Raw genomic sequence first — 14,708 nt, 5'->3', positions numbered from 1 at the left:
GAGACCCTTGCAATGCCTGACCAAGATGTACGCTTGCAACACCTGAAAGTTTGGCTCGATGAGCAGTTGGCAATCCTGTTTGCAGATCAGGGCTGGGGCACCGTGCCCCCGGCCACGTTGACCGCGGCCAGCAGCGACGCGAGTTTCCGCCGCTACTTCCGCTGGGAAGGCGAGGGTCGCAGCTTCGTCGTGATGGACGCGCCGCCGCCCCAGGAAAACTGCAAACCGTTCGTGGATATCGCTTTTTTGCTGGCGAAATCCGGAATAAATGTGCCGAAAATTTATGCCGAGGACCTTGAGCGTGGATTTCTTTTGCTCAATGACCTGGGTAACAAGACCTATCTCGACGTGATCGATGGCGAAAATGCCGACGCATTATTCAGTGATGCCCTGCAAGCGCTGCTGGCTTTTCAGCAATTGCCGATGGTCGCACCGTTGCCGAGCTACGACGTTGCCTTGCTGCGCCGAGAGCTGGAACTGTTCCCCGAGTGGTACGTGAAGCGTGAACTCGGTGTCGAATTCGACGCGACCCAGCAACAGCAGTGGCAGCAGGTCAGCGATCTGCTGATCGACAGCGCACTCGCGCAGCCCAAAGTGCTGGTGCACCGCGACTACATGCCGCGCAACCTGATGCTCAGCGAGCCGAACCCCGGTGTGCTGGATTTCCAGGATGCGGTCTACGGCCCGGTGACCTACGACGTGACCTGTCTGTTCAAGGATGCCTTTCTCAGCTGGCCTGAAGAGCGTGTGCGCGGCTGGCTGGAAAGCTACTGGCAGCAAGCCTCGGCACTGAATATCCCGGTGCAGCCGGACTTCGAAGACTTCCTGCGCGCCAGTGACCTGATGGGCGTACAGCGCCACCTGAAGGTCATCGGCATCTTCGCGCGCATTTGTCATCGTGATGGCAAGCCGCGTTATCTGGCCGACGTACCGCGCTTCTTCTCTTATATAGAGGCGGTGATTGCGCGTCGTCCTGAATTGGCAGAACTGCAAGCGCTGTTCACCAGCCTGCGGGGTGGAGCAACAGCATGAAGGCAATGATTCTGGCGGCAGGCAAAGGCGAGCGCATGCGCCCGCTGACCCTGACTACGCCGAAACCACTGGTGCGTGCCGGCGGTGTCCCACTGATCGAATATCACCTGCGGGCTCTCGCTGCCGCAGGGTTCAACGAGATCGTGATCAATCACGCCTGGCTCGGTCAGCAGATCGAAGATTATCTGGGCGACGGCTCGCAATTTGGCGTGAGCATTCAGTATTCGCCGGAAGGTGAGCCACTGGAAACCGGCGGCGGGATTTTCCGTGCGCTGCCGTTGCTCGGCGATGATGCGTTTCTGGTGGTGAACGGTGATATCTGGACCGATTACGACTTCAGCGTCCTGCACCAGCCGATCAACGGGCTCGCGCATCTGGTACTGGCGGACAATCCGGCGCACCACCCGCGCGGTGATTTCACACTGGTCGACGGCGAAGTGCACGACGGTCAGCCGGACGCTGCGACCCTGACTTACAGCGGCATTGCCGTATTGCATCCGCAACTGTTCGACGGCTGTACCGACGGTGCCTTCAAACTGGCGCCGCTGTTGCGTAACGCCATGGCGGCTGGCGAAGTCACGGGCGAACGTCTGAAAGGTCACTGGGTGGACGTCGGCACGCACGAGCGTCTGGCCGAAGCTGAAGCATTGATAGAAGCGAGTCGCTGACATGTTGTGGCCAGGGACTCTGATTGGAGCCGGAGCGGGTTTTGCGATTGCCAGCATTCCGGGGGCCATGCTTGGGGCATTGTTGGGACAGGCGCTGGATCGGCGCCTGCACTTGCAGAGCTGGGGGCATTTGCGCGAAAAACTCGGCGGTCGGCCGATGTTGCGCAATGACGAATTGTTGTTTGTGCTGCTCGGGCGCCTGGCCAAAAGTGACGGTCGGGTCACTGACGGGCATATCCAGCAGGCGCGTAACGAAATGCGTGCGCTGGAAATGAGCGAGCCGGCTACGCGTCGGGCGATTGCCGCGTTCAATCGCGGCAAGTCCGGCAGCGACAATCTGCGCGGTTATCTACGGCGCCTGAGTGCGCAGCCGCATGCCGCCGAAGGTGTGTTGCGCGCCTGTTGGCGGATGGTCTGGGCCGATGGTCGCGCGGGTGTCAGTGAGCGTGAACTGCTGGCGCAATGGGGCAAGTGGCTGGGCTGGACAACGCATCAGGTGCAGGCACTGGCCAATGATTACGAACCGGGCAAACGACCGATCGTCAGCGCTGCTGTGAGTTATCAGGAGGCGATGCGTTTATTGGGCGTGTCGGCGTCCAGTGAACCGGCGCAGATCAAGCGCGCCTATCGGCGCCTGCTCAGTCGTCATCATCCGGACAAGATTGCCGGGTCGGGGGCGACGCCAGTGCAGGTGCGTGAAGCCACCGAAAAAACCCGTGAGCTGCACAACGCCTACACGTTGATTCGTGAGCGGCGGGATTTTCGCTAACCGTTAGATGTGTAGCGACTGCGCTGGCCTCTTCGCGAGCAGGCTCGCTCCCACCATGGACTGTGTACGCAGATCCATGTGGGAGCGAGCCTGCTCGCGAAGGGGGCGACTCGGTCTTTCTGTCAGTCCGTGTTCTGCGGGTTCAGCCAGCCACGCACCCGGCGGAACAACTGTTCCTGTTCAGCCTTGTTATCCGGCAAAGCCTTGAGCGCGACCTGGCTGAACGCCGAGGTCTTCAAACGCTTGCTCGCCTGCATGCGCTCCAGCGCGGCGTTGCGATCCAGCGGCTTGTCCATATAGAAAATATCGGCGGTCGGCAGCTTCAGTGTCGGCGTCACTTCGGCCAGTGGCGGTTTGGCCTTGGCTGGCATCTGCGCATCGACCATGACGAACTTTTCTACCTGCGCCGTTTGTTTCTCGCTCAGGTATCGCGCGGCCCAATAGGCGCCAGTGCCGTGCCCAAGCACGACAATGCTGCGTGCGCTCTGCTGCTCGGCGTAAGCAATCGCGGCGTCGATGCGCGCGAAGATGCGTTCGGCGTCGGCCTTGGATTGCTCTTCAGTGGTTTCAGCGACCACCTGATCCGCCACTTCTGCTTCACCGCCAGCGGCTTGCTCGATCGGCTGCGCGGTGGTGGAGTCCTTGCTGCCGGACTCCGGGGCTTTCGGCACAGCGGGTGCCTCGACCACGCGCGGTGCAAAGGCGTCGCTTTGCAAGTCGGGCAGCGTAATACTCAGGCTGCTCCATTTTGCATCCGGCAGTTTGCGCCGCAACGGGCCGATTGCCTGCGGCCAGTCAGCGGTTTCGCCGGTGCCGGGGACGATGATCACTGCGCCTTTCGGTTCGGCAGTGTTGGCCGGTTTCCACAGGGCGAGGAAGGTGTCGGTACCGGCCTGCAACTGTTGCTGTTCTTGCGCCGGGACTTTACGTTCCAGTGCGGCGGCCTCTTCCTGACTACGCTCAAGCAGTGGCTGGCGTTCGGCCGGTTTTTCTTCGGCCGGTTTTTCCGCTGTGGCGGCGGGTGCCGGATCGGCGGCTTCGACGGAAAACGCACAAGGCAGGAGCAGCGACAGGCACAATGCTGGCATTGCCAGGCGGTAGACAGAGGGCATCGGTTATTCCAGGCCAGAAAGTATCCCGGCAGCCTAATGGGTTGGTCAGAATTTGTCAGTGTATGAGACTTCAATGAAGCGATTTTGCTGCCTGTGGGTTATCGGCTGTTTGTGGTTTCCCTTGATGGGCTGGGCGGCGCCTGCGCCGCCTTCTCATCTCGCACAGTTGTCGGCAAGCCAGCAGCAATGGCTGGCGCAACACAATGAATTGCGCGTCGGCCTGGTGTTGCAAGCCCCGTATGCGCAATACGACCGGCGCTTGCAACGGCTGTCGGGGGCCAACGTCGAGCTGATGAAGTTGCTGGCCAAGGTGCTCAATGTCGAACTGAGCTGGCGCAATTTTCAGGATCTCGCGCAATTGGACGCCGCCATGCGCGAGGGCGAGATCGATATCGCTCCGGGCCTGAGCCAGACCCCGAGTGCCCTGCGTCTGTGGCAGTTCTCTGATCCGTACATGCGCGTGCCGCAACTGGTGGTCAGCGACCAGAAGGCCAGTGGTGTGGTCGATCTGGAGAAGCTCGACAGCCAGATCCGCGTCGCCGTGCGCATGCCCAGCAGCACGGCTGATTACCTGCGCGGCAACTACCCCCATCTGAATCTGCAAGGTGTACCACTGGAGCGTCAGGCCTTGCAGTTGCTGTTGAGTCAGCAGGCCGCCTACGCCGTGGTCGATGAGGCGCAACTCGGGCGCTTGTCGGTAGAGCCTGAGTTCGCCGGGCTGGTGGTGGTCGGCGATATCGGCCTGCCACAACTGCTGCGCGTCGGCTCGCGCCGCGATTGGCCAGAGTTGGCCGGCATCCTTCAAAGTGCGCTGCGTGCAATCCCGGCCAAGGATCTGGAGCAGTTACACAACCAGTGGCTGCAACCGAAATATCCGCGACTCTCGGAGTCGCCGGGGTTCTGGCAAAACCTCAGCTTGTTGTTTGCAGTGATGCTGCTCAGTTGTGTCGCGATCGTGTTCTGGCAGCGTCGCCAACAGCACAGCCTCGAACAGCGATTGCTGGCCGCCCGGGAAGACATCGCCTTGCGCGCGGCCAACGAAGAAGCGCTGCGGTTGACGCAGTTCTCCATCGACCAAAGCACCGTCGGCATCCTTTGGGTCAACTGGGACAGCCATGTGCGCTACGCCAATCGCGCGGCGGAAATCATGCTCGGTTATCCCTCGGGCGGACTGATCGAACGGCCATTGATCGACTTCGAACCGGGTCTGCACATGGACCGCTGGCTCAATCTGTGGAAGCGCGCGCGGGCCAGTGAAGAAGGTCCGCTGAGTTTCGAAACCAGTTGCGTGCGGGCTGACGGCAGTATTTTGCCGGCGGATGTCTCGCTGAGTTTCCTGCGCTTTCGCGACAGTGAATACCTGGTGGTGTACCTCACCGACGTCACCGAGCGCCGTCGCGCCCTCGCCGCGTTGCAGGAAAGCGAGGCGCGTCTGCAAGGCATCGCCGCCAACGTGCCGGGATTGGTGTTTCGTCTGGAGCGCGCGCCGGTGACCGGGCAGATCGACTTTGCCTACATCAGCGAGGGCAGCGAAAGCCTGGTCGGTTACGCCCCGGCCACCATAGCCCATCGCGACATGGGTCTGCGCAGCCTGGTGCATCCCGACGATAAGGCGAGTTATCACCGCACTCAGGATCAGGCTCTGGACACCGACAGTGACTGGTCGTGGCAGGGTCGGATCCTCACGCGTCAAGGCCAGCAGCGCTGGGCCGAGATCAAGGCGATCACCCGGCAACTGGAGGATGGCGCCTATGTCTGGGACGGCATCGTCTGGGACATCACCGAGAGCAAGCGTATCGAGCTGGAACTGGCGGCCTCCCGTGAGCAACTGCGCGAACTGTCGGCGCACCTTGAGAGCGTGCGTGAAGAAGAGAAGGCGCGCATTGCCCGCGAGGTTCACGATGAACTGGGGCAGATGTTGACCGTGCTGAAGCTGGAAACATCGATGTGCGAGTTAGCCTACGCGCAACTCGATCCGGGGTTGAACGAGCGGTTGAACAGCATGAAACGCCTGATCGCTCAGTTGTTCCAGTTGGTGCGCGACGTGGCCACGGCGCTGCGACCGCCGATTCTCGATGCCGGGATTGCCTCGGCGATCGAGTGGCAGGCGCGGCGCTTCGAGGCGCGTACGCTGATCCCGTGTCTGGTGCAGGTACCGGATAATCTGCCGGTACTCAGTGATGCCAAGGCAATTGGCTTGTTCCGGATCTTGCAGGAGGCGCTGACCAATGTGATGCGCCATGCTCAGGCGCATACTGTGGAACTGACGTTGGCGCTGGAAGGCGATGAGTTATGTCTGACGGTCAGTGATGATGGCGTAGGATTTGTTCCCGCCAGCGGTCGACCGACTTCGTTTGGCCTGGTCGGCATGCGTGAGCGGGTGCTGATCATGGGCGGGCGGTTGGTGCTGGAGAGTGAGCCGGGGGAGGGCACCAGTCTGAATGTTTGGGTGCCGGTGAGTGAGGTTTGAAGATATGTGGTGTTTGGGCTGACGCTTTCGCGAGCAGGCTCGCTCCCACAGGGATTGCTGTGTACCTGAAATCTGGAGAAAAACGTGATCCGTGTACTGGTAGCCGAAGACCACACCATCGTCCGCGAAGGCATCAAGCAATTGATTGGCCTGGCCAAGGATCTGCAAGTAGTGGGCGAGGCGAGCAATGGCGAGCAATTGCTTGAGGCCCTGCGCAGCGTGCCATGCGAAGTGGTGCTGCTGGACATCTCCATGCCCGGGGTCAATGGCCTGGAGGCGATCCCGCGAATCCGTGCGCTGAACAATCCACCGGCGATCCTGGTGCTATCTATGCACGACGAAGCGCAGATGGCTGCGCGGGCGCTGAAGGTCGGCGCCGCCGGGTATGCGACCAAGGACAGTGACCCGGCGCTGTTGCTCACCGCCATTCGCAAAGTCGCGGCGGGTGGGCGATACATTGATCCGGATCTGGCGGATCGCATGGTGTTTGAAGTCGGCCTGACCGATGCACGGCCGCTGCATTCGTTGCTGTCCGAACGCGAGTTCTCGGTGTTCGAACGCCTGGCCCAGGGCGCCAACGTCAACGACATCGCCCAGCAACTGGCGCTGAGCAGCAAAACCATCAGCACCCACAAGGCGCGGCTGATGCAGAAGCTCAACATCACCTCGCTGGCCGAACTGGTCAAATACGCGATGGAACACAAACTCCTCTAAATGCACCACAAAACTCTGTGGGAGCTGGCTTGCCAGCGATGAGGGCATGTCAATCACATCAATGTCGGCTGATCCACCGCTATCGCTGGCAAGCCAGCTCCCACAGGTTTCGTTGTTTAACCCTGGATTGTGAGCATATCTGTTAGCGACAGGCGCTTTTGCTTGTTCTTGCAGCTTGCAGCTCAACCCTCGCCACTGCCTTATCCATTAGCGCCATCCTTGTAGGGCAATCCCTACCCCCAACCTTCCATCCGGCTGAGGCGATTCTCTCCTGCGCCCCGATTTGCGCGCCTGTCAGCAGCCACTAGGCTTAACCCACAAGCAGTCATCAACAACAAAGGTGTGGGTATGAGCCAGGTCGATACAAACGCAGGGGCCAGTGATGTGCTGGTCAGCTTTCGTGGAGTGCAGAAGAGCTACGACGGCGAGAACCTGATCGTCAAAGACCTCAACCTGGACATTCGCAAAGGCGAATTTCTCACCCTGCTCGGGCCGTCCGGTTCCGGCAAGACCACCAGCCTGATGATGCTCGCCGGTTTCGAAACGCCGACCGCTGGCGAGATCCTCCTGGCCGGGCGTTCGATCAACAACGTGCCGCCACACAAGCGTGATATCGGCATGGTGTTCCAGAACTACGCGCTGTTCCCGCACATGACCGTCGCCGAAAACCTCGCGTTCCCGCTGAGCGTGCGTGGCCTGAATAAGAGCGACGTCAACGACAAGGTCAAGAAAGTCCTCAGCATGGTCCAGCTCGATGCGTTTGCCTCGCGCTACCCGGCGCAGTTGTCCGGTGGTCAGCAGCAGCGTGTGGCGCTGGCCCGCGCGCTGGTGTTCGAACCGCAACTGGTGCTGATGGACGAACCCCTCGGCGCCCTCGACAAACAACTGCGTGAACACATGCAGATGGAAATCAAACACCTGCACCAGCGCCTCGGCGTAACCGTGGTCTACGTGACCCACGATCAGGGCGAAGCGCTGACCATGTCCGATCGCGTTGCGGTATTCCATCAGGGCGAAATCCAGCAGATCGCCCCGCCGCGCACACTTTACGAAGAACCGAAAAATACCTTTGTTGCCAACTTCATCGGTGAAAACAACCGCCTTAACGGTCGCCTGTTGAGCCAGAACGGCGAGCGTTGCGTGGTCGAGTTGGGCCGTGGCGAAAAGGTCGAGGCGCTGGCGGTCAACGTCGGCCAGACCGGCGAACCGGTGACTTTGTCGATCCGTCCGGAGCGCATCAGTCTCAACGGTTCCAGCGATCAATGCGTTAACCGCTTCTCAGGGAGGGTGGCGGAATTCATCTATCTGGGCGACCACGTCCGGGTTCGCCTGGAAGTCTGCGGCAAGACCGACTTCTTCGTGAAACAGCCGATTGCCGAGCTCGATCCAGCGCTCGCGGTCGGTGACGTGGTTCCGCTTGGCTGGCAGGTCGAGCACGTACGCGCACTCGATCCTCTTCTAGAGGCGAACTGATCGCCCCGGCAATACCAACACCAACCCTGCACGTGGAGAGAACAATAAATGTTGAGATCCCTGAAGTTCACCGCCCTGACCCTGGGCCTGATGGGTGCGGCCAGCGCGATGGCCGCCGGCCCGGATTTGACCGTGGTGTCGTTTGGCGGGGCGAACAAGGCCGCGCAAGTCAAAGCCTTCTATGCACCGTGGGAAGCGGCGGGCAACGGCAAGATCGTCGCTGGCGAGTACAACGGCGAAATGGCCAAGGTCAAAGCCATGGTCGACACCAAGAGCGTGTCGTGGGACTTGGTCGAAGTTGAATCGCCAGAGCTGTCCCGTGGCTGCGACGAAGACATGTTCGAACAACTCGACCCGGCGCTGTTCGGCAAGACTGAAGACTACGTCAAAGGCGCGATTCAGCCGTGCGGCGTGGGCTTCTTCGTTTGGTCGACCGTACTGGCTTACAACGCCGACAAGCTGAAAACCGCCCCGACCAGTTGGGCGGATTTCTGGGACACCAAGAAATTCCCGGGTAAACGTGGCCTGCGCAAAGGCGCCAAGTACACCCTCGAATTCGCTTTGATGGCCGATGGCGTAGCGCCGAAAGACGTCTACAAAGAGCTGGCGAGCAAGGGCGGCCAGGATCGCGCGTTCAAGAAGCTTGATGAGCTGAAGCCAAGCATTCAGTGGTGGGAAGCCGGCGCGCAACCGCCGCAATACCTCGCTTCCGGTGACGTGGTGATGAGCTCGGCTTACAACGGTCGCATCGCGGCGGTGCAGAAGGAATCCAACCTGAAAGTGGTGTGGAACGGCGGCATCTACGACTTCGACGCCTGGGCCATCCCGAAAGGTCTGGACGCCAAACGCGCGGAAGCGGCGAAGAAATTCATCGCCTTCTCGGTACAGCCGCAGCAGCAGAAGACCTACTCGGAAAACATCGCCTATGGCCCGGCTAACACCCAAGCCGTACCGCTGCTGGCCAAGGACGTCCTCAAAGACATGCCGACCACCCCGGAAAACATCGCCAACCAGGTGCAGATCGACGTCAGCTTCTGGGCTGACAACGGCGAGCAACTGGAGCAGCGCTTCAACTCCTGGGCTGCGAAGTAACCCGAGCATACGGGCCGACGGCTTTCCGGATGATCGTTCCCACGCTCTGCGTGGGAACGCCGCCCGGGACGCTCCGCGTCCCCGTGTGACGCAGAGCGTCACTGGATTCATTCCCACGCAGAGCGTGGGAACGATCAGTAGCAAAAGTTCGAGGTGGTATTCACCACCTCTGTAACGATCAAAGATTTGCGGAGTACGTCATGGCCATCGCCGTTCCCCTGAACGAGGGCAACAGCCCCACCTTGAAGCAGAAGCTCAAGCGCGCCGAGCGGGTCAACCGCTGGAAGGCTCAAGCGCTGATTGCGCCGCTGGTGCTGTTTCTGTTGCTGGTGTTTCTGGTGCCGATCGTGGCGCTGCTCTACAAAAGCGTCGGCAACCCCGAAGTGGTCGGCGGCATGCCGCGCACCGTGGCGGCCATCGCCAGTTGGGACGGCCGCGGCCTGCCCGCTGAACCGGTCTACAAAGCCGCCGGCGAAGACCTCGCCGAAGCGCGCAAAAACCAGACGCTGGGCGATCTGTCCAAGCGCTTGAACATGGAGTTGGCCGGCTATCGCAGCCTGTTGACCAAAACCGCCCGGGCGCTGCCATTCGCCAGCGAACCGGCCTCTTATAAAGAAGCGCTGGAAGCACTCGACGAACGTTGGGGCGACCCGGCCTACTGGCAAGCGGTCAAACGCAACACCAGCAGCATCACCCCGTATTACCTGCTGGCGGCGGTCGATCACCGTATCGACGACCTCGGCGAAGTCGCCCCGGCCACTCCGGATCAGGCGATCTACCTCGACATCTTCGCCCGCACCTTCTGGATGGGCCTGGTCATCACCGTGATCTGCCTGGTGCTCGCTTATCCATTGGCCTATCTGCTGGCGAACCTGCCATCGCGGCAAAGCAACCTACTGATGATTCTGGTCCTGCTGCCGTTCTGGACGTCGATTCTGGTGCGCGTCGCCGCATGGATCGTGCTGCTGCAATCGGGTGGTCTGATCAACAGTGGCCTGATGGCCATGGGCATCATCGATAAACCGCTGGAACTGGTGTTCAACCGCACCGGCGTGTACATCTCGATGGTGCATATCCTCCTGCCGTTCATGATCCTGCCGATTTACAGCGTGATGAAAGGCATCTCGCCGACTTACATGCGTGCAGCGATTTCCCTCGGCTGCCACCCGTTCGCCAGTTTCTGGCGGGTGTACTTCCCGCAGACCTATGCCGGCGTCGGCGCCGGTTGCCTGTTGGTGTTCATCCTCGCCATCGGCTACTACATCACCCCGGCGCTGCTCGGCAGCCCGAACGATCAAATGGTCAGCTACTTCGTCGCCTTCTACACCAACACCAGCATCAACTGGGGCATGGCCACCGCGCTGGGCGGGCTGTTGCTGCTGGCGACCGTGGTGCTTTATCTGATTTACAGCTGGCTGGTCGGCGCCAGTCGCCTGCGCCTGAGCTAAGGGGAATTCGAGATGCTGAGTCCTTACATGTCGCCCATTGAACGGGTGTGGTTCTACAGCCTGCGGATCCTCTGCGGCCTGATTCTGTTGTTCCTGATTCTGCCGGTGCTGGTGATCATTCCGCTGTCGTTCAACTCGGGGAGTTTTCTGGTCTATCCGCTGCAGGGCTTTTCGCTGCAGTGGTACCACGACTTCTTCGCTTCGGCGGAATGGATGCGTGCACTGAAGAACAGCATCATCGTCGCCCCGGCGGCGACGGTGCTGGCGATGATCTTCGGTACGCTGGCGGCGATCGGTCTTACTCGCGGTGACTTCCCCGGTAAAGCGCTGGTAATGGCGCTGGTGATTTCGCCGATGGTGGTGCCGGTGGTGATCATTGGTGTGGCGAGTTATCTGTTTTTTGCGCCGCTGGGTTTGGGTAACAGCTTCTTCTCGCTGATTGTGGTGCACGCGGTGTTGGGTGTGCCGTTTGTGATCATCACGGTGTCGGCGACGTTGCAGGGGTTTAACCATAATCTGGTGCGGGCGGCGGCGAGTTTGGGTGCATCGCCGTTGACTGCGTTCCGTCGGGTGACCTTGCCGCTGATTGCGCCGGGGGTGATTTCCGGGGCGCTGTTTGCGTTTGCGACTTCGTTTGATGAGGTGGTGGTGACGTTGTTTCTTGCCGGGCCTGAGCAGGCGACGTTGCCTCGACAGATGTTTAGCGGGATTCGTGAGAACCTGAGTCCGACGATTGCGGCTGCGGCTACTTTGCTGATTGCCTTCTCGGTCATCTTGCTGCTGACGCTGGAATGGCTACGTGGCCGCAGCGAAAAACTGCGGACTGCTCAGGTTTAAGGGCCAGATCAAGAGCTTACCCCCTCACCCCAGCCCTCTCCCCCAGCGGGGGCGAGGGGGAAAGGGAGCAGATATTCGTGCTGTTCAAGGCCTGAGTTCGACTCGGTAATTCAGGTCGGTGTACTTCGAGAGTACAACTCGGTCAGTCCCCTCTCCCACTGGGAGAGGGTTAGGGTGAGGGGCTCTTGCTCTTGCCCTCGATAGGTCATTCACCAGATGAATAGCAGACAACCCCAAATCCCCAGCTAATCTTGTGCCCAGCTCCCACATCTATAAGAGGCTGCGCACGATGAGTCTGTCCCAGTTCAAAATCGCTCACAAACTGATCACCGGCGCCGCTGCCATCGAGCAACTGGCCGCCGAACTCACACGCCTCGACATCGACAACCCGCTGATCGTCACCGACGCAGCCTTGGTCAAATCCGGCACGGTAGAGCTGGCGCTGGTGCAACTCGGTGGGCGCGACTACGAGATTTTCGACCGCGTTTTGCCAGACCCGGAAATTGCCATCGTCGAAGACTGCATGCGTGTTTACCGCGAAGGCGGGCATGACGGTTTGATCGGCCTCGGTGGCGGCAGTGCCATCGACATCGCCAAAAGTGTCGCCGCCTACGCCGGTTACCACGGCGCGCTGGAGGACCTGTTCGGCGTCGACCAGGTGCCGCGCAAAGGCCCGCCGCTGATCGCCATCCCGACCACCGCCGGCACCGGTTCCGAAGTTACCAACGTCGCGATCCTCTCGGACAAAGTCGCGCAGTTGAAGAAAGGCATCGTCAGCGACTTTCTATTACCGGACGTGGCGCTGGTCAGCCCGCAGATGACCCTGACCTGCCCGCGCAGCGTCACCGCCGCCAGTGGTGTCGACGCGCTGGTGCACGCCATCGAATCCTATCTGTCGGTGAATGCCTCGCCGATCACCGACTCGCTGGCCATCGGCGCCATCAAGCTGATCGCCAACGCGTTGCCCAAGGCCTACGCCAACGGCACCAACCTGCAAGCCCGCGAAGACATGGCCACCGCCAGCCTGATGGCCGGCATGGCGTTCGGCAATGCCGGGGTCGGCGCGGTGCATGCGCTGGCGTATCCGCTGGGCGGGCGTTTCAACATTGCCCATGGCGTCAGCAATGCCTTGCTGCTGCCGTATGTCATGACATGGAACAAGATGGCCTGCGTCGAACGCATGCAGGATATTGCCGAAGCCATGGGGGTGAAGACTGCTCATCTGAGTGCCGCCGAAGCAGCGGATAAAGCCGTGCAGGCAATGAGCGATCTGTGCGCAGCCGTGGAAATTCCGGCCGGGCTGCGCAGTTTCGGTGTGCCGGAAGAGGCAATCCCGGCGATGGCCGTGGAAGCGGCGGGCATTGAGCGGCTGATGCGCAACAATCCGCGCAAACTCAGCGCTGGGGACATCGAGAAGATCTACCGCGCGGCGTATTGAGTCAGCGCCGGTCCTCCGTCATGGCACAACCCAATCATCGCGGTCACGGTGCGCGCTTGGAAACTTGAGGTATACAATGCGCGCCATCGTGATTTAGCTCAGAAAAGGTGCGTCATGCAGCCCTTCGTAATTGCTCCGTCGATTCTCTCCGCCGACTTCGCCCGCCTCGGCGAGGAAGTAGACAACGTTCTTGCCGCTGGCGCCGACTTCGTCCACTTCGACGTCATGGACAACCACTACGTGCCAAACCTGACCATCGGTCCGATGGTCTGCGCGGCATTGCGCAAGTACGGCGTCACCGCGCCGATCGATGCGCACCTGATGGTCAGCCCGGTGGATCGTATCGTTGGCGACTTCATCGAAGCCGGCGCCACCTACATCACCTTCCACCCGGAAGCCACGCTGCACGTTGATCGTTCGCTGCAACTTATCCGTGAAGGTGGCTGCAAATCCGGTCTGGTGTTCAACCCGGCGACGCCGCTGGACGTGCTCAAGTACGTGATCGACAAGGTCGACATGGTCTTGCTGATGAGCGTCAACCCAGGCTTCGGCGGGCAGAAATTCATTCCCGGCACCCTCGACAAACTGCGCGAAGCGCGAGCGATCATCGATGCCTCGGGCCGTGACATCCGTCTGGAAATCGACGGTGGCGTCAACGTCAACAACATCCGCGAAATCGCCGCGGCGGGCGCTGACACCTTTGTTGCCGGCTCGGCGATCTTCAATGCGCCGAACTATCAGGAAGTCATCGACAAGATGCGCTCCGAACTGGCGCTGGCGCGCCCATGAGCGGGTTTGAGCAGCTGTTCCCGGGGAAACTGCCACGGCTGGTGATGTTCGATCTGGATGGCACACTGATCGACTCGGTTCCAGACCTGGCAGCGGCGGTGGACACCATGCTGCTCTCACTTGGCCGCCAACCTGCGGGCATCGAATCGGTGCGCGAGTGGGTGGGCAACGGCGCGCCGGTCCTGGTGCGCCGCGCCTTGGCCGGTGGCATCGATCATTCGGCGGTGGATGACGTTGAGGCCGAGCATGCACTGGAAGTGTTCATGCAAGCCTACGGCGCCAGCCATGAGCTGACCGTGGTCTATCCCGGCGTGCGCGACACCCTCAAATGGCTGCACAAGCAGGGCGTGGCCATGGCGCTGATCACCAACAAGCCGGAGCGCTTCGTCGCGCCGTTGCTGGATCAGATGAAAATCGGCCGCTACTTCAAGTGGATCATTGGCGGCGATACCTTGCCGCAGAAGAAACCGGATCCAGCCGCGCTGTTTTTTGTAATGAAAATGGCCAACATTCCGGCCTCGCAATCGTTGTTCGTCGGCGACTCGCGCAGCGACGTGCTGGCGGCGAAAGCGGCGGGGGTCAAATGCGTAGCGCTGAGTTATGGCTACAACCATGGCCGACCGATTGCCGAAGAATCACCGGCGCTGGTGATCGACGATCTGCGCAAGCTAATTCCCGGTTGCCTCGGTTCGGCCGCTGAGATAACGTTGCCCGACGCTGCTCAATCCCATTCTGGAAACGCCATCGTGGTGGTCACTCGCAAACTCTGGATGAAAGTCATCAAGGCCTTGGCCCGCTGGCGTTGGCGCGCCTGACTTGTTCCTGGCCGGCCTGCCGGCGCGTTTGCATACCTGACTGATTTGCCC

At 60.8% G+C, this 14,708-nt stretch carries 13 protein-coding genes; 12 read left to right on the top strand and 1 reads right to left on the bottom strand.

What is annotated here, in order from left to right; translation table 11 throughout:
* Positions 1 to 12 precede the first annotated feature (12 nt).
* The 3 genes from ACZZ0A_RS22730 to ACZZ0A_RS22720 are packed head-to-tail and all read left to right on the top strand — an operon-like array spanning position 13 to position 2,469.
* Positions 13 to 1,032 (top strand): aminoglycoside phosphotransferase family protein, encoded by a 1,020-nt coding sequence (locus ACZZ0A_RS22730; protein WP_414915554.1) that lies wholly within the window; start codon positions 13 to 15, stop codon positions 1,030 to 1,032.
* Positions 1,029 to 1,700 (top strand): N-acetylmuramate alpha-1-phosphate uridylyltransferase MurU, encoded by a 672-nt coding sequence (gene murU / locus ACZZ0A_RS22725; protein WP_007910138.1) that lies wholly within the window; start codon positions 1,029 to 1,031, stop codon positions 1,698 to 1,700. The genes ACZZ0A_RS22730 and murU overlap by 4 nt, the downstream gene beginning before the upstream one ends.
* A gap of 1 nt (position 1,701) precedes the next feature.
* Positions 1,702 to 2,469, top strand: coding sequence for a TerB family tellurite resistance protein (locus ACZZ0A_RS22720; protein WP_007910140.1), 768 nt, complete (start codon positions 1,702 to 1,704; stop codon positions 2,467 to 2,469).
* A 122-nt stretch (positions 2,470 to 2,591) separates the two neighbouring features.
* Here ACZZ0A_RS22720 and ACZZ0A_RS22715 read toward each other — a convergent pair whose 3' ends face one another.
* The gene (locus ACZZ0A_RS22715; protein WP_095112707.1) at positions 2,592 to 3,581 is read right to left on the bottom strand and encodes an alpha/beta hydrolase family protein; all 990 of its coding nucleotides are present in this window, start codon (positions 3,579 to 3,581) and stop codon (positions 2,592 to 2,594) included.
* Between the two features lie 73 nt (positions 3,582 to 3,654).
* Between ACZZ0A_RS22715 and ACZZ0A_RS22710 the strand changes: the two genes are divergently transcribed.
* The 9 genes from ACZZ0A_RS22710 to ACZZ0A_RS22670 all read left to right on the top strand — a co-directional run bounded on the left by ACZZ0A_RS22710 (position 3,655) and on the right by ACZZ0A_RS22670 (position 14,657).
* The gene (locus tag ACZZ0A_RS22710; RefSeq protein ID WP_007910147.1) at positions 3,655 to 6,051 is read left to right on the top strand and encodes a PAS domain-containing sensor histidine kinase; all 2,397 of its coding nucleotides are present in this window, start codon (positions 3,655 to 3,657) and stop codon (positions 6,049 to 6,051) included.
* 84 nt (positions 6,052 to 6,135) lie between these two features.
* A complete protein-coding gene (locus ACZZ0A_RS22705) occupies positions 6,136 to 6,765 on the top strand; it encodes a response regulator (RefSeq protein WP_007910149.1) in 630 nt (209 codons plus the stop codon).
* 348 nt (positions 6,766 to 7,113) lie between these two features.
* Entirely contained in the window at positions 7,114 to 8,238 is a 1,125-nt protein-coding gene (locus ACZZ0A_RS22700; protein WP_007910151.1) for an ABC transporter ATP-binding protein, read from the top strand.
* 48 nt (positions 8,239 to 8,286) lie between these two features.
* Positions 8,287 to 9,330, top strand: coding sequence for an ABC transporter substrate-binding protein (locus ACZZ0A_RS22695; RefSeq protein ID WP_038363355.1), 1,044 nt, complete (start codon positions 8,287 to 8,289; stop codon positions 9,328 to 9,330).
* Between the two features lie 200 nt (positions 9,331 to 9,530).
* Positions 9,531 to 10,778 carry an ABC transporter permease gene (locus ACZZ0A_RS22690; RefSeq protein ID WP_273916165.1) on the top strand — a complete coding sequence of 416 codons (1,248 nt, stop codon included), beginning with the start codon at positions 9,531 to 9,533 and terminating at the stop codon, positions 10,776 to 10,778.
* A 12-nt stretch (positions 10,779 to 10,790) separates the two neighbouring features.
* The gene (locus ACZZ0A_RS22685) at positions 10,791 to 11,615 is read left to right on the top strand and encodes an ABC transporter permease (RefSeq protein WP_008084123.1); all 825 of its coding nucleotides are present in this window, start codon (positions 10,791 to 10,793) and stop codon (positions 11,613 to 11,615) included.
* Between the two features lie 289 nt (positions 11,616 to 11,904).
* Complete coding sequence (locus ACZZ0A_RS22680) at positions 11,905 to 13,053, top strand: iron-containing alcohol dehydrogenase (protein WP_007918817.1); 1,149 nt, start codon at positions 11,905 to 11,907, stop codon at positions 13,051 to 13,053.
* 114 nt (positions 13,054 to 13,167) lie between these two features.
* Positions 13,168 to 13,842, top strand: a complete 675-nt coding sequence (gene rpe, locus ACZZ0A_RS22675) for a ribulose-phosphate 3-epimerase (protein ID WP_007918813.1) — start codon at positions 13,168 to 13,170, stop codon at positions 13,840 to 13,842.
* The gene (locus ACZZ0A_RS22670; protein ID WP_095112703.1) at positions 13,839 to 14,657 is read left to right on the top strand and encodes a phosphoglycolate phosphatase; all 819 of its coding nucleotides are present in this window, start codon (positions 13,839 to 13,841) and stop codon (positions 14,655 to 14,657) included. Before rpe ends, ACZZ0A_RS22670 begins: the two co-directional genes overlap by 4 nt.
* Positions 14,658 to 14,708: the final 51 nt, after the last annotated feature.

This window comes from Pseudomonas sp. AC242, from assembly GCF_979258655.1.
Note: the sequence above shows the minus strand (reverse complement) of the source record. Positions and strands in the feature narration are given on the sequence as shown.

Bases quoted from the DNA above. Each gene is read 5' to 3' on its own strand.
- ACZZ0A_RS22730 (WP_414915554.1), top strand. From the start codon at position 13: ATGCCTGACCAAGATGTACGCTTGCAACACCTGAAAGTTTGGCTCGAT.
- murU (WP_007910138.1), top strand. From the start codon at position 1,029: ATGAAGGCAATGATTCTGGCGGCAGGCAAAGGCGAGCGCATGCGCCCG.
- ACZZ0A_RS22720 (WP_007910140.1), top strand. From the start codon at position 1,702: ATGTTGTGGCCAGGGACTCTGATTGGAGCCGGAGCGGGTTTTGCGATT.
- ACZZ0A_RS22715 (WP_095112707.1), bottom strand. From the start codon at position 3,581: ATGCCCTCTGTCTACCGCCTGGCAATGCCAGCATTGTGCCTGTCGCTG.
- ACZZ0A_RS22710 (WP_007910147.1), top strand. From the start codon at position 3,655: ATGAAGCGATTTTGCTGCCTGTGGGTTATCGGCTGTTTGTGGTTTCCC.
- ACZZ0A_RS22700 (WP_007910151.1), top strand. From the start codon at position 7,114: ATGAGCCAGGTCGATACAAACGCAGGGGCCAGTGATGTGCTGGTCAGC.
- ACZZ0A_RS22695 (WP_038363355.1), top strand. From the start codon at position 8,287: ATGTTGAGATCCCTGAAGTTCACCGCCCTGACCCTGGGCCTGATGGGT.
- ACZZ0A_RS22690 (WP_273916165.1), top strand. From the start codon at position 9,531: ATGGCCATCGCCGTTCCCCTGAACGAGGGCAACAGCCCCACCTTGAAG.
- ACZZ0A_RS22685 (WP_008084123.1), top strand. From the start codon at position 10,791: ATGCTGAGTCCTTACATGTCGCCCATTGAACGGGTGTGGTTCTACAGC.
- ACZZ0A_RS22680 (WP_007918817.1), top strand. From the start codon at position 11,905: ATGAGTCTGTCCCAGTTCAAAATCGCTCACAAACTGATCACCGGCGCC.
- rpe (WP_007918813.1), top strand. From the start codon at position 13,168: ATGCAGCCCTTCGTAATTGCTCCGTCGATTCTCTCCGCCGACTTCGCC.
- ACZZ0A_RS22670 (WP_095112703.1), top strand. From the start codon at position 13,839: ATGAGCGGGTTTGAGCAGCTGTTCCCGGGGAAACTGCCACGGCTGGTG.